The organism is Pseudomonas sp. NC02, from assembly GCF_002874965.1.
Taxonomy (GTDB): Bacteria; Pseudomonadota; Gammaproteobacteria; order Pseudomonadales; family Pseudomonadaceae; genus Aquipseudomonas.
Genome location: NZ_CP025624.1, coordinates 396,771 through 410,939, shown reverse-complemented (window position 1 = coordinate 410,939; position 14,169 = coordinate 396,771). Strand labels below are relative to the sequence as shown.

Annotated in this window: 10 protein-coding genes and 1 pseudogene; 1 reads left to right on the top strand and 10 read right to left on the bottom strand. The window is 61.0% G+C overall.

The window, feature by feature from the left end:
- Positions 1 to 91 precede the first annotated feature (91 nt).
- Complete coding sequence (locus tag C0058_RS01905) at positions 92 to 1,999, top strand: methyl-accepting chemotaxis protein (RefSeq protein ID WP_102367935.1); 1,908 nt, start codon at positions 92 to 94, stop codon at positions 1,997 to 1,999.
- Between the two features lie 126 nt (positions 2,000 to 2,125).
- Here C0058_RS01905 and C0058_RS01900 read toward each other — a convergent pair whose 3' ends face one another.
- The 10 genes and pseudogenes from C0058_RS01900 to C0058_RS01855 all read right to left on the bottom strand — a co-directional run bounded on the left by C0058_RS01900 (position 2,126) and on the right by C0058_RS01855 (position 14,147).
- A complete protein-coding gene (locus C0058_RS01900; RefSeq protein WP_087692909.1) occupies positions 2,126 to 2,860 on the bottom strand; it encodes an amino acid ABC transporter ATP-binding protein in 735 nt (244 codons plus the stop codon).
- Complete coding sequence (locus C0058_RS01895; protein ID WP_003209286.1) at positions 2,853 to 3,812, bottom strand: amino acid ABC transporter permease; 960 nt, start codon at positions 3,810 to 3,812, stop codon at positions 2,853 to 2,855. Before C0058_RS01895 ends, C0058_RS01900 begins: the two co-directional genes overlap by 8 nt.
- A 143-nt stretch (positions 3,813 to 3,955) precedes the next feature.
- Positions 3,956 to 4,753, bottom strand: coding sequence for a transporter substrate-binding domain-containing protein (locus C0058_RS01890; RefSeq protein WP_003209284.1), 798 nt, complete (start codon positions 4,751 to 4,753; stop codon positions 3,956 to 3,958).
- Positions 4,754 to 4,972: 219 nt separating this feature from the next.
- A complete protein-coding gene (locus C0058_RS01885; protein WP_043226395.1) occupies positions 4,973 to 5,776 on the bottom strand; it encodes a transporter substrate-binding domain-containing protein in 804 nt (267 codons plus the stop codon).
- A 237-nt stretch (positions 5,777 to 6,013) separates the two neighbouring features.
- A pseudogene (gene mdoH / locus C0058_RS01880) lies at positions 6,014 to 8,589 on the bottom strand (glucans biosynthesis glucosyltransferase MdoH); the annotation flags it as partial.
- Complete coding sequence (locus C0058_RS01875) at positions 8,582 to 10,333, bottom strand: glucan biosynthesis protein G (protein ID WP_008439280.1); 1,752 nt, start codon at positions 10,331 to 10,333, stop codon at positions 8,582 to 8,584. The pseudogene mdoH and the gene C0058_RS01875, both read right to left, overlap by 8 nt.
- Before the next feature lie 267 nt (positions 10,334 to 10,600).
- Positions 10,601 to 11,038, bottom strand: coding sequence for a D-aminoacyl-tRNA deacylase (gene dtd / locus C0058_RS01870; RefSeq protein ID WP_087692908.1), 438 nt, complete (start codon positions 11,036 to 11,038; stop codon positions 10,601 to 10,603).
- Positions 11,035 to 12,006, bottom strand: coding sequence for a prolyl aminopeptidase (gene pip, locus C0058_RS01865; protein ID WP_008439282.1), 972 nt, complete (start codon positions 12,004 to 12,006; stop codon positions 11,035 to 11,037). The genes dtd and pip overlap by 4 nt, the downstream gene beginning before the upstream one ends.
- Before the next feature lie 103 nt (positions 12,007 to 12,109).
- Positions 12,110 to 13,045, bottom strand: a complete 936-nt coding sequence (locus tag C0058_RS01860) for an alpha/beta hydrolase (protein ID WP_102367934.1) — start codon at positions 13,043 to 13,045, stop codon at positions 12,110 to 12,112.
- A 154-nt stretch (positions 13,046 to 13,199) separates the two neighbouring features.
- Positions 13,200 to 14,147, bottom strand: coding sequence for a choline ABC transporter substrate-binding protein (locus tag C0058_RS01855; protein WP_008439284.1), 948 nt, complete (start codon positions 14,145 to 14,147; stop codon positions 13,200 to 13,202).
- Positions 14,148 to 14,169: the final 22 nt, after the last annotated feature.

The following is a 14,169-nucleotide window of genomic DNA, read 5'->3' as shown; positions in this document are numbered from 1 at the left end:
CCTGGCGCCGAATAAAAGTAGCGTTTCAACTCCCCTGACCATTGTTGGCCGGACGCTTGAGACGCTCCTTTTGATTCGTTGGAGGTTCACCATGTTTCGTCCACTGACCCGCCTGCTCGGAAACATCAGCATCAGCCTCAAACTTGCCCTGGGCTTTGGCCTGGTGCTCAGCCTCAGCCTGATCATCGCCTCTACCGGCTGGCAAGCCTTGAGCGCATCCCTCGAGCGCTCCCAAAAACTCACGCTGCTCTCGCAATTGGCAGTCGTCGGCGAAGAGTTGCGCGCTGATCGCATCGTCTATCGCACCCTTAACGACCCGGCCAGCCTGTCCAAAATAGAGCTGCACATGGACAAGATCGACCAGTTCCTGGTGGATCTTTCCCCACGATTTACCGACCCGGTCAACCAACAACAACTGCAGGAAAGCCGACGCTTCGTCACCAGTTTCAAGACCGCCTTAAGCGGCCTGGAGGGGCTGATCAAGCAACGTGAAAACGCCCGTGAACAGCTCAAGCGCAGCTCAGTCCAGAGCAGTGACAGCCTCTCTGAACTGTCGAGCAACCTGCCCAATCAAGACGATGAAAAGGCCCTCGATGCCGTGGAACAATTGCGCCAGGCCCTGGAACAAGCCGAAGACCGCGCCCAGAGCCCCGCCTGGGCCGCTGCGTCATTGGACGCCTATGCCAAGGGCGTGAGTGATGCGCTACTGGCCCTGGATGGCGCCCAGGCGGCGGTAGGCGCGCTGCCGGTTGACGCCAGCGCCCTGAAAAAAGTCCTGCTCGATTTTCGGACTCACCTGACACGCCTCAAGGACGCCCAACTCAGCGCCGAAACCACCCAGAACCAGCTTGAACAGTGGCTGGATCAATTGCTCACGGAAAGCGACCTGCTGAGCCAGGACCAGACCGCCAAGCGTGACAACGAAGCCAGCCTCGCCCGCACCCTGCTGCTCAACGTTACTGCAGCGGCGCTGTTGCTCGGCGTCGTGGCCGCCTGGTTGATCGCCGGCCAGATCGTCGCGCCGCTGCGCCAGGCCCTGTCCGTGGCCAACCGGATTGCCGAAGGTGACCTGAGCCACGACATCCAGGCCTCGCGCCAGGATGAACTGGGGCAGTTGCAGCGCAGCATCGGGCAAATGACCCTCAACCTGCGGGGCTTGATCAGCGGCATCGGCGACAGCGCCCAGCAGATCGCCAGCGCCGCCGAGCAACTCTCGGCGGTCACCGAGCAAACCCGCGACGGGGTCGACGGCCAGAAGCAGGAAACCGAACAGGTGGCCACCGCCATGAACGAGATGCTCGCCACCTCCCAGGAAGTTGCGCGCCATGCCGAGCAAGCGTCGCTGGCTGCTGCCGAGGCCGACCGGCAGGCGGGCCAGGGCGATCAGGTGGTGGCTGAGGCCATTACCCACATCGAGCACCTGGCTCAGGAGATGGCTCGTTCAAGCCAGGCCATGCAAGGCCTGCAACAGGAAAGCCGGAAGATCGGCAGCGTGCTGGAAGTGATCAAGTCGGTATCGGAACAGACCAACTTGCTGGCCCTCAACGCCGCGATTGAGGCGGCTCGCGCAGGCGAAGCCGGCAGGGGGTTTGCCGTGGTCGCCGATGAAGTGCGCAGCCTGGCACAACGCACCCAGCAGTCGGCCGAGGAAATCGAGGAGTTGATCAGCGGCCTGCACCGGGGCACGCAGCAGGTGGCCGACATCATGGACAACAGTCGCAGCCTCACCGACAACAGCGTGCAACTGACCCGTCGCGCAGGAGACGCACTGGCGGGTATCACCCGTACCGTGTCAGTGATTCAGGAGATGAACCCGCAGATTGCCGCTGCCGCCGAGGAACAAACCGCGGTCGCCGAGGAGATCAACCGCAGCGTGTTGAAGGTCAAGGATGTATCGGAACAGACCTGGGCCGCGAGTCAGGACACAGCGGCGGCCAGTGTCGAACTGGCGCGCCTGGGGGCGGATTTGCAGGTGTGGGTGGGCAAGTTCAAGGTCTGAAAAAACCCAACCTGTGGCGAGGGAGCTTGCTCCCGCTGGAGTGCGCAGCGCTCCTATCTTTTTTGGGAGCCGCTACGCAGCCCAGCGGGAGCAAGCTCCCTCGCCACAAGAAGCATTCCCACGCATTTATAGAACCTGGCGCAGGAAGGCTTGGGCGCGAGGGTCCTTCGGCGCATCGAAGAATTGCGCCGGGGCGGCGTCCTCCAACAGTTTGCCGTGATCGAAGAACAGCACGCGATCAGCCACTTCTCGGGCAAAGCCCATTTCATGGGTGACGCAGACCATGGTCATGCCTTCCAGGGCCAGGGTCTTCATCACGTCCAGCACTTCGCCGACCATTTCCGGGTCCAGGGCCGAGGTGGGCTCGTCAAACAGCATCACCTTGGGCTCCATCGCCAGCGCGCGGGCAATCGCGACGCGTTGCTGCTGGCCACCGGAAAGCCGCGACGGGAACTCGTGGGCTTTCTGGGCAATGCCGACTTTCTCCAGGAGCGCCAGGGCCTTGGCCTCGCGCTCTTTCTTGCCGCGCTTGCGCACGACTTTTTGCGCCAGGCAGAGGTTTTCCAGCACGGTCATGTGGGGGAACAGGTTGAAGTGCTGGAACACCATGCCGACTTCACGGCGGTAGGCGTTCACGTCGGTTTTCGGGTCTGCCAGTTGCAGGCCGTCGATGCTTACCGAGCCGGAATCGAATTCCTCCAGGCCGTTAAGGCAGCGCAGGAACGTCGACTTGCCGGAACCGGACGGGCCGATCACCACCAGCACTTCACCCCTGGCCACCTGCGTGGTCACGTTATCCACCGCGCGCACGACGTGGCCACGGGTGTCGAAGACTTTTACCAGATCGCGGACTTCAATCACTTTGCGCGAGCCTCCGCTCAAGCCGGCTGGCGATTTTCGACAGCGGCAGGTTGATCAGCAGGTACAGGCCTGCGACGCAGAACAGGATTTCGAACGGCGAGAACGAGGTGGTGATGACCTCGCGGCCGCTTTTGAGCAGCTCGGTAATCGCGATCACCGACACCAGGGACGTGTCCTTCACCAGGCTGATAAATTGCCCGGCCAGGGGCGGCAGCACGCGCTTGAAGGCTTGCGGCAACACCACATGGCGCATCGACTGGCCAGCACTGAGCCCCAGGGAACGTGCCGCTTCATTCTGGCCCCGGGCAATCGACTGCACGCCGGCACGGATGATTTCCGCCACATACGCGCCGGTAAACAGTGACAGCGCGGCGATCCCGGCGAATTCCCGGGACAGGTTGAGCACCGTGCCGATAAAGAAATAGAAAATGAAGATCTGCACCAATAGTGGCGTACCGCGTACCAGTTCGACGTAGATCGTCGACAGATCGCGCAAGGTCGGGTTGTTCGACAGGCGACACAATCCGGTCGCCAGGCCGATCAACAGTCCCAGCACCCCGGACACCACCGATAGCCACAACGTAGTCCACAAGCCCCACAGCAGAGGGCCTGCAGCCCAATGCCGGGTGACGCCGACCACATCGCCCTCGGCCACGTCATCGCCCTTGGCCACTTGCAGACTGTTCTCGGCCACGGTCAGGTGCTGTTCGTTGCCCTCGTCATTACGCAGGGTGACGTCAGCCACATCGCCCTTGCGCACCAACTCGCTGACGGTGGAAATGTCCGACGCACGCTGGGATTCTTCGGCCTGGTAGACGAAGTACTGCGGCACGCGGTTCCAGCGCCATTCGTAGGACATCAGCGAGGTGGCGTAATACAACGCGCCGGCCAGGCCGACCAGCACCAGCACCGTCAGCAGGTGCCAGGGCCATTGGGCTTTTTTCTGTTTCATTTCAGGTTCCGGGATATGTCGAGATCGTTCCCACGCTCTGCGTGGGAATGCCTCACTGGACGCTCAGCGTCCGCTTTGTGACGCAGAGCGTCACGGGCTGCATTCCCACGCGGAGCGTGGGAACGATCAATGCAGGTCAGCTTTTATTCCATATCCTTGAGCCACTCAGAGCTCTTGAACCACTTGTCATGGATGCGATCGTAGGTGCCGTCGTTGCGGATCTGGTGCAGGAAGTTGTTGATGAAGTTGATGCTGTCGTAGTCGCCCTTCTTCAGGCCGAACGCCAGGGGTTCAAAGGTGAACGGCTGATCAAGGAACACCAGTTTGCCGGCGCCGACCTTGTTCACGGCCACCACGTTGTACGGGGCGTCATAGACGAAGGCGTCAGCCTTGCCGTTGACCACGTCCAGAACAGCTTCCTGCTCGTTGTCATAGCCGTGGTACTTGGCTTTGGAGATCAGCTTCTTGGCCACCATCTCGCCGGTGGTGCCGAGCTTGGAGGTCAGGCGGTATTTCTCGTCATTCAGGTCTTTGTAGGACTTGATGGTGCCCTCCAGCTCCTTGCGGATCAGCAGGGTCTGGCCGACCACGATGAACGGTTCGCTGAAGTTCAGGCGCAGGTTGCGTTCCTGAGTCAGGGTCATGCCGCTGCCGATCATGTCGAACTTGTCGGTCAACAGGGCCGGGATGATGCCGTCGTAACCGGTGGAAATCGGCTCGAACTTCACGCCCATCGACTTGGCCATGGCCTTGAGGATGTCGACTTCAAAGCCGATGATTTCACCGCGTTTGTTGGTCATCTGGAACGGCATGTAAGTCGGGTCCATGCCGACTTTCAGCGTACCGCGCTTGACCGCATCATCGATGGCGCCGGCATGTGCCGCGTTGACCGCCACCAGTGCGGTGACACCCAGCAGCAGCATCGAAAGATACTTTTTCATCATCAAGTCCCCTGAACTCATTTTCTTGTGAGGTCGGCGCGCAAAAGGGCTGCACCATTTCGGGGTGCGATCCTAACTCACTCACCGCCGGGTACAAAGGTTTCGCCGGGATTTGTTGCCAAGGTATGACAGAAAAGCCCCACAACCGTGCAGAGAAAGGCATGGCTAGACACCTCGATCCACGGCCCAGCCAATTGCTTGATGTGTAAGCAGTTATGACTACCAGTCCACTTCCGCCATCCAGCCCGAGTCCTTGAACCACTTGTCATGCAGCCGATCGTAGGTGCCGTCCTGGGCCACCTGGTTGAGGAAATGATTGATCCAGTTGAGGCTGTCGTAATCGCCCTTTTTCAAGCCGAACGCCAGGGGCTCGTAGGTAAAGGGTTGCTCCAGCGCCAACAGCGCACTGTTCTGGGGCTTGGTAATGGCGATCAGGTTATACGGCGCATCATGGATAAACGCATCGGCCTTGCCCTCCACCACCTGGCGCACGCCTTCTTCAGGTGTTGGAAAACTGCGCAGCCGTGCAGTGCCGAGAAACCTTTTCGCCGCCGCCTCGCCTGTGGTGCCTTCGGCGGCCACGATCCGGTAACCGGCCTCGTTCAAGTCCTCGATGCTCTGGACCTTGTCGGCCAACCGAGGGTTCAGCAGCACGGTCTGGCCGACGATGATGAACGAGTCGCTGAAATTGAGGGTCAGGTTGCGCTCCTGCGTGACAGTCATGCCGCTGCCGATCAGGTCGAACCGGCTGGCCAGCAGGCCGGGAATCAGGTCGATATACGGTACCGAAACCAGCTCCAGCTTGACCCCCAGCGCCTTGCTCATCTCCCGAAGCAGGTCAATTTCAAACCCGACGATCCGGCCTTTCTTGTCGGTCATCTCAAAGGGCACGTAGGCCGGATTGGTGCCGACTTTCAACACACCCCGCCGAACGGCCTCATCTATGGCTCCGGCATGCGCCAGGTAACCGTGGGAAAATGTGACGATGCCGAGCAGCAGCATCGACAAATACCTTTTGATCATGAAAAAAGCCCCTGTTCCATTTAACACTCCCACACCCGGCCACGCGCAAGATCGCGTAAGCCGCAGGCTTCGAGTCAGATTTGGTGGGCGATGCTAACCCACTCGCAGGCACGGCAATATGCCTCGGAGAAGGGTCTTTTGTTTCGAAATAACAAGGAGTTAGCGCGATGCAGCAGAAGGGAAAAACAACGTAGGACGGTTATCGCAAACGCCCCCGAGGTGGCACCTCGGGGGCGTCGGAATCAGGCCGGTTGAGCCTGGGACGACAGCGGCTTCAATGGCAGCAATGGCGCATGCGGATCGGCCTTGACCGATTCGCGCCAGGCGCTCAGCCACTCGGCGTGGCCTTCGCTCCAGACCTGCTCGTGCAAGCGTGCCAGGGCGACCGGGTCGCTGAGCAAGGCCAGGCGTTCACCGTTGTTGAGGCCGGCCGGGCCGACTTTCAACGCGTGGCGAACCCGATCAACACGCAGCCATTCAATCGGCTCCGCCTGCCCGTGACGGGAAGTTGCCAAGGCGCACGCCAGGGCGTTCTGCTGCGGATCGACCACCGCCCGCACAAAACCGTCATTGAGCGCATGCCAACGGTTTTCGTGGGTGTACTTGTCGGTCGACAACAGCGCCTGGGGCGGATTGTATTCCTCGGGGATCAGGAACAGGCTCTCGTCGCGAGACTTGAGGCCCAGTTTGACCCGGCTGGAAATCACCGACACCGGAATCGACAGCATCAGCGAACCGACGATCGGCACCAGCCACCACAGGAAGCTTGGGTTCAACCACACCACCAGCAGCGCCCAGAAGAAGCCGAGCAGGGTCTGCGGACCGTGGCGCTTGACTGCCTCGCTCCATGGCGTGGAGTCGTCGTCACGCTGTGGCGAGTTCCAGGTCGCCGCCCAGCCGAGGAACGCGGCCAGTACGAAACGGGTGTGGAAAATCATCCGCACCGGCGCCAGCAACATGGAGAACAGCATCTCCAGCAGCATCGACAGGGTCACCTTGAACTTGCCGCCGAACTCTTTCGCGCCCTTGGCCCAGATCAGGATGATGCTCAGCAATTTAGGCAGGAACAGCAGCACGATGGTGGTGGAGAACAGCGCCACCGCCTTGTCCGGATGCCATTGTGGCCACAACGGATACAACTGGCGCGGCGCCATGAAGTATTGCGGCTCCATCAGTGTGTTGACCGCCAGCAAGGCCGTGGACAGCACCAGGAAGAAGAACCACAACGGTGCCGACAGGTACGACATCACGCCGGTGAGGAACACCGCACGGTGCACCGGGTGCATGCCTTTTACCAAAAACAGGCGGAAGTTCATCAGGTTGCCGTGGCACCAGCGACGGTCACGCTTGAGTTCGTCCAGCAGGTTCGGCGGCAGCTCTTCGTAGCTGCCCGGCAAGTCGTAGGCAATCCACACGCCCCAGCCGGCACGGCGCATCAGCGCCGCTTCAACGAAGTCGTGGGAAAGAATCGCACCGGCAAACGCACCTTTACCCGGCAACGGCGCCAGGGCGCAGTGCTCGATAAACGGCTTCATGCGGATGATCGCGTTGTGACCCCAGTAGTGGGATTCACCCAGCTGCCAGAAGTGCAGGCCGGCGGTAAACAGCGGGCCGTACACCCGGGTGGCGAACTGCTGCATGCGCGCATACAGGGTATCCATGCCCGACGCACGTGGCGCGGTCTGGATAATCCCGGCATCCGGCGTGGCTTCCATCAGGCGCACCAGGCTAGTCAGGCATTCGCCGCTCATCACGCTGTCGGCGTCGAGCACCACCATGTACTTGTAGTCACCGCCCCAGCGACGGCAGAAGTCGTCGAGGTTGCCGCTCTTGCGTTTGACGCGACGGCGACGACGGCGATAGAAGATCTTGCCGAAGCCACCGGCTTCGCGGCACACGTCGAGCCAGGCTTGCTGCTCGGCGATGCAGATGTCGGCCTCGTTGCTGTCGCTGAGGACGAAGAAGTCGAAACGGTCCAGGTCACCGGTGGCAGCCACCGATTCGAACGTCGCGCGCAGGCCGGCAAATACCCGGGGCACGTCTTCGTTGCAGATCGGCATGACCAGGGCGGTGCGGGCGTCTTTCGGAATCGGCTCGTCACCGGCACTTTTACCGGAGATACGGTATTTATCGTGACCGGTCAGCAGTTCCAGGAAGCCCATCAGCGCGGTCCAGAAACCGGCCGAGACCCAGCAGAACAGAATCCCGAACAGCACGAGGATGCTGGTTTGCAGGGCGTAAGGCAGTACCTGGGTCGCGGTTTGCAGCAGGGTCTGGTTGCGGATCTCGTCAAAGTCGACGAAGGACCAGCCCTGGTACGGCATGATGCCTTTCATGTACCAGCCGGCAACGATCGTCTGGCCGAGCATCAGCACCAGCAGGATATAGCGACGGATCGAACCGACGGTGCGCCAGCGGGCGGCCGGCAGTACGCGCTCATCCTTCGGCGGGGCCGGTGGATTCGTGCGGCCGGTCAGGCGGCGCCAGCCACGCACCAGGATATTGGTGCGCCACGGCTCAGGCACGACCTTGGTCCGACGGATCGGCGGCGTGGCCTTGAGGCAAACCCGGCCGCTGGCGTCGAGCACCAGCATTTCGGCGTCTTGCAGCTCTTCGGCAGTGTTGAGGGTCAGCCGGGCGCCTACCGATGCCTGGGCAGCGTCGGCAGGCGCGTCGAACGTGGACGATGACAGGCGCTTGTGCAATTCACTGAAGGACTCGCAGCCCGCCAGTTCGGCGCGCTGCTCATCGGTCATCGGTAGATGCGCCAGGTACTCGGCAAGAGTCTCTGGCTGGACTTGAGAATTACTCATCGGCAGGCAACTGATAGCTCCAGGTTTCGGTCAGGACTTGCTCTGTCTTGGCCTGATCCTGGGTAGGGAGTGGTGTGGCTGGGGCAGCCGCTTCCGGCTGCTTGGCGTCCTTGTCCTTGGCGTCTTTCTTGGCTGCTTTCTCGTGCTGCTTGGCCAGGACCTTGTCGGCTTTCAACACTTGGGTCGAAACCTTCTCCGGTTCCGGCTGCACGATGTCCTGAACCAGAGCAGCACGCATTTCAGTCGGCTTGCCTGCGTCCTTGATCTTCATGCGCAGGGTCAGGCGCCAGCCTTGGGTGTGCGGGTTGTAGCGCACGCTGTTTTCAACGATTTCGGCGTTGTCGCCCACGCTGACCTGGCTGCGAACCGGTGCGTCAGCTGGCAGTTTCTTCAGGGACGGGCCCTCGAAGTCCACCAGGTAAGCCACGCTGCCGTCTGGCTGACGGATCAGGTTGGATTGCTTGACGTCGCCGGTGGAACGCAGGGTCTGCTTGACCCAGGCGCTTTCTGGCGAATGGAACTCGGCGTCTTGCAATGTCCAGTGCAGGCGGTAGGCAACGTCCAGCGGCTTGCCTGGCTCCGGCAGTGTTTCCGGGCTCCAGAACGCAACGATGTTGTCGTTGGTTTCATCGGCGGTCGGAATCTCTACCAGGTCGACGGAGCCCTTGCCCCAATCGCCTTCAGGCTCGATCCAGGCGCTTGGGCGCTTGTCGTAGTTGTCGTCGAGGTCTTCGTAGTGGCTGAAGTTGCGGCCGCGTTGCAGCAGGCCGAAACCACGCGGGTTTTCCACGGTGAAGTTGCTGACCGACAGGTGTTTGGGGTTGTTCAGTGGGCGCCAGATCCACTCGCCGTTGCCGGCATGGATCGACAGGCCGCTGGAATCGTGCAGCTCGCGACGGTAGTTGAGGACCTTGGACGGCTGGTTGGCGCCGAACAGGAACATGCTGGTCAGCGGGGCGATGCCCAGCTTGGTGACCTTGTCACGCAGGTACATCTGGGATTTGACGTCGACGATGGTGTCGGTACCCGGGCGCAGGATCAGGCGATAAGCGCCGGTGGCCCGCGGCGAATCCAGCAGGGCGTAGATCACCAGCTGTTTCTCACCCGGTTTTGGACGCTCGATCCAGAACTCGGTGAAACGCGGGAATTCTTCGCCGGACGGCAACGCAGTGTCGATCGCCATGCCGCGGGCAGACAGGCCGTAGACCTGGTCCTTGCCCACGACGCGGAAATAGCTGGCGCCGAGCATGGTCATGATTTCGTCTTGCTTGTCGCCCTTGTTGATCGGGTACAGCACACGGAAACCGGCATAACCCAGCTGTTCGGTGGATTTGGGATCAAACTTGACGTCGCCGAAATCGAAGCGGGACGGGTCGTACTTGATTTCCTGAACGCTGTCGGCGGTGACTTCGTTGATTTTCACCGGTGTATCGAAATGCATACCCTGGTGGTAGAAGGACAGCTTGAACGGGGTGTTCTGATCGGCCCACTCGGCTTTTTCGTTGCGGAAACGAATTTTCTGGTAATCAGCGAATTTCATTTCGCGGAATTCGTTCGGCAAATTGCTGCGCGGAGCTTCGTATTTCTGCCCGGCCAGCTCTTTTGCCTTGGCCGACACATCATCCAGACTGAATGCCCACAGTTGACCCGCGCCGAACAGGCAAAACAGGGCAGAGCCCGTCACCAGTACGTTTCGTAACCGTTTGGCAGACAATTTTGGTGCATTACAGGGACTAACAATCACGAGCAACCCTCGCCGAAAACAGATCAAAAAACCAACGGCCAGCTATCTATATGCCAGGTTGGCGAGCATTGTTCCGACTCCCATGGGGCTAAATGATTCCCCAATGGCTATCGGACAAGTCTCTACCTAAGTCAAAAATGGACCAATTAACGCTGATCCCCGTAGCGCGCGATTATCTAGTAGCCCGCGTGACAACGCATCAGGGTCAGCGAAGTATTTGTAGCGAAAACCCGGTTTTTTGGGCATCACAAGTCGTTTTCAGTACATTCACGTCTGTAACAGGAAGGTGACCGGCCCATCATTGACCAAATGCACCTGCATATCAGCGCCAAAACGCCCTGCCGCTACCGTGCCATGCAATTGTTGCGCTTGTAACAGCAGATAGTCGAAAAGCGCCTCGCCCAACGCCGGCGGTGCCGCCGTGGAGAAGCTCGGCCTCAGCCCACTCTTGGTGTCTGCCGCCAGGGTGAACTGCGACACCAGCAGCAAACCGCCGCCTATGTCTTTCAAGGACAGGTTCATCTTGCCCTCGTCGTCGCTGAACACCCGATAGTTAAGCAGCTTATGCAGCAGCTTGTCGGCGCTGGCTTGCGTGTCCGAAGGCTCGACAGCCACCAGCACCAGCAAACCCTGGTCTATCGCCCCGACCACCTGCCCTTCTACCTCGACCCGGGCGCCGCGCACCCGTTGCAAAAGGCCCTTCATGCTTCTTCAGGCGGCAAATCAAGCAGGCGCCGTGCCATTTCACTCGCCGCACGCACCAGCGCATCGGTAATTCCGGGTTCGGAAGCCGCATGGCCGGCCTCGCGGATGATCTGCAGCTCACTGTTGGGCCAGGCCTGATGCAGCTCCCAGGCATTGTCCAGCGGGCAGATCATATCGTAGCGGCCATGCACGATTACGCCAGGCAGGTGGGCGATCTTGTGCATGTCGCGGATCAGTTGGTCAGGTTCAAGGAACGAGTTATTGGTGAAGTAATGGCATTCGATACGGGCAATCGACAGGGCGCGCTGGGGTTCGGAGAAACGCTCGATCAATTGCGGGTTCGGGCACAGGCCCAACATGCGCCCTTCCCACGTGGACCAGGCCTTGGCCGCGTGCATCTGGGCGATCTGGTCGTTGCCGGTCAGGCGCTTGTGGTAGGCGCTGAGCAGGTCGTGCCGCTCCTCCGCCGGGATGGGCGCCAGGTAGTCCTGCCAGTAATCGGGGAACAGCCGGCTGGCGCCAGCCTGGTAGAACCACTGAATGTCCTGGGGGCGGGCCAGGAAAATGCCCCGCACGATCAGGCCGTGCACACGCTCCGGGTGGGTTTGCGCGTAGGCCAGGGCCAGGGTCGAGCCCCAGGAACCGCCGAACAGCACCCATTTTTCGATGCCCAGGTGTTCGCGAATCCGCTCAAGGTCGGCCACCAGGTCCCAGGTGGTGTTGTTTTCCAGGCTGGCCCGTGGGGTGGAGCGCCCGCAGCCACGCTGATCAAAAGTAACAATTCGGTACAGATTAGGATCGAAATAGCAGCGGCTATTGGCATCACACCCGGCGCCGGGGCCGCCATGGATGAACACAACGGGCAAGCCTTCCGGGGAACCGCTTTCGTCGACGTACAGGACGTGGGTTTCATCGACGGCCAGATCGTGCCGGGCGTAGGGTTTGATCTGCGGGTACAAAGTCTGCATTGCGCGCTCCGTAAGGGGTCGAGTTCATCCCTGGGGGGACGTCTATTATTTTGCCGTCTGGCATCATAAACCCGAATTGTGCAATGAGCATGTCCTCGTGGACCTAGACCTGTGTCAGCAGAACACCACGCAGGTAGTCCAGCAGATAAACGTACAGCCGGTCGACCTCCAACACCTGGCCCCGGGCCCGCAGGCAGCCGTGAACCAGGCCTTTGCCGGGATACAGCGTGGCCGCCACCCCGGCGCCTTGCAGGCGTTCGGCGTAGAGCATGCCGTCGTCCCGCAACGGGTCGAACTGGGCGACAGCGATCAAAGCCTGCGGCAACCCGCTGAAATCCACGGCCAGCAATGGCATGGCGTAGGGCGACGGCTTGCCCGGCCCACGCAGATAAAGGGCGAGGTAGCACTCGGTGTCGGCGGTACTGAGCAACGGCGCGTCGACGCAATCGCGGCGGGACGGCAGGTCGGCGGGGCCGCCCAGGCCGGGGTAGATCAGGACTTGCGCCAGGGGCTGCGGCTGATGGTCATCCCGCAGGCCCAGGCAGAGGGCCGCCGCCAGGTTACCGCCGGCGCTGTCACCGGCCACCACCAGACGCTGAAGGTTGATCGGCTGGGGCGCTTCGCCCACCTGGATCGCCTGCCAGACCGCACGGCAATCCTCAAAGGCGGCCGGAAACGGGTGTTCGGGTGCCAGGCGGTAATCGATGGCGATCACCAGCACTTGCAGTGAGTCGGCCAGCTCAGCACACATGAAGTCATGGGAATCCAGGCCGCCGACCACCCAGCCGCCACCGTGCATATAAAGGATGCATGGCCAGCCGCTATCAGGGGTTTGCGTCGCCGGTTGATAAATGCGTACGCCCACGCCACCCAGGGAAACGTCTGACACCTGTAACCCTTCGGGCCGCGCCGGGGTGAACGCCTGGCACATGCGGTCGTAGCCTCGGCGCAATCCGGCCAGCGATGTGTCGTCGCTGGTGAAGGATTCGGTTTTTTCGACGAAGGCGCACATCTGCGCGGAAATCGGGTAATGGGACATCGAAGCATCGTCCTGAAGATAAGGATTTAACAGCCGCCACGAATCCAATGTGGGAGCGGGCTTGCTCGCGAATGCGGTGTATCAGTCAATACTTGTGTGGCTGAACCACCGCATTCGCGAGCAAGCCCGCTCCCACATTTTGATCTTCATTTGCTCAGGGCTTGAGGCTGGCCTGCACCGCCGCCACGCCGTCTTTTCCATCCAGGGTCGTTACACCCGCCAGCCAGCGCTGCAAATCCTCGGGATTGTCGCGCAGCCACTGTCTGGCCACATCCTGCGGCGTCTTGCGGTCCATGATCGGCACCATCAACTGGCTTTCCTGGGCCGCGGTGTAGGTCAGGTTCTCCAGCAGGCGGGTCACATTGGGGCAACGTTCGGCGTAATCCGGCGCCGTCACCGTGGAGACCGTGGCCATGCCTTCGTTGGCACCGAACACATCTTCACTGCCGGTCAGGTACGCCATTTTCATGTTGATGTTCATCGGGTGCGGGGTCCAGCCGACAAACACCACGAACTCCTTGCGATTCACTGCCCGCTGCACCGCCGCCAGCATGCCTGCCTCGCCGGACGCCACCAGCTTGAAGCCGCCGAGGCCAAAGCGGTTGCTGTCGATCATTTTCTGGATATCGGTATTGGCACCGCTGCCCGGCTCGATGCCATAGATCTTGCCGCCCAGCTTGTCCTTGAAGCGGGCAATGTCGGCAAAGGTTTTCAAGCCGGCGTCGGCAACGTACTGCGGCACCGCCAGCGTCGCTTGAGCGTCGGACAGGCTCGGCTTGTCGAACACCTTGACCTGCTTGGCCGCGAGGAACGGTGCGATGTTGTTGTCCATCGCCGGTTTCCAATAGCCCAGGAATATATCCAGGCGCTTGTCGCGGATGCCGGCAAAGATGATCTGCTGCACGGCGCTGGTTTGCTTGCTGTCATAGCCCAGGCCATTGAGCAGCACATCGGCCATGCCGCTGGTGGCGATCACGTCAGTCCAGCTGACCACGCCCATGCGCACGACCTTGCACGAGGCCGGGTCGGCAGCCATCGCGTTGGCGCTCAAGAGTGCGGCGCCGGTGAGAATCAACAGACAACGGTTGAACAGTCTTTTCATCGATGCGGTCTCACTCGGCAGT

Excerpts from the sequence above, each read along its gene's own strand:
- C0058_RS01890 (WP_003209284.1), bottom strand. The coding sequence starts at position 4,753 with ATGAAAAAGTATCTTTCGATGCTGCTGCTGGGTGTCACCGCACTGGTG.
- pip (WP_008439282.1), bottom strand. The coding sequence starts at position 12,006 with ATGCAGACTTTGTACCCGCAGATCAAACCCTACGCCCGGCACGATCTG.
- C0058_RS01855 (WP_008439284.1), bottom strand. The coding sequence starts at position 14,147 with ATGAAAAGACTGTTCAACCGTTGTCTGTTGATTCTCACCGGCGCCGCA.
- C0058_RS01860 (WP_102367934.1), bottom strand. The coding sequence starts at position 13,045 with ATGTCCCATTACCCGATTTCCGCGCAGATGTGCGCCTTCGTCGAAAAA.
- C0058_RS01905 (WP_102367935.1), top strand. The coding sequence starts at position 92 with ATGTTTCGTCCACTGACCCGCCTGCTCGGAAACATCAGCATCAGCCTC.
- dtd (WP_087692908.1), bottom strand. The coding sequence starts at position 11,038 with ATGAAGGGCCTTTTGCAACGGGTGCGCGGCGCCCGGGTCGAGGTAGAA.
- C0058_RS01885 (WP_043226395.1), bottom strand. The coding sequence starts at position 5,776 with ATGATCAAAAGGTATTTGTCGATGCTGCTGCTCGGCATCGTCACATTT.
- C0058_RS01895 (WP_003209286.1), bottom strand. The coding sequence starts at position 3,812 with ATGAAACAGAAAAAAGCCCAATGGCCCTGGCACCTGCTGACGGTGCTG.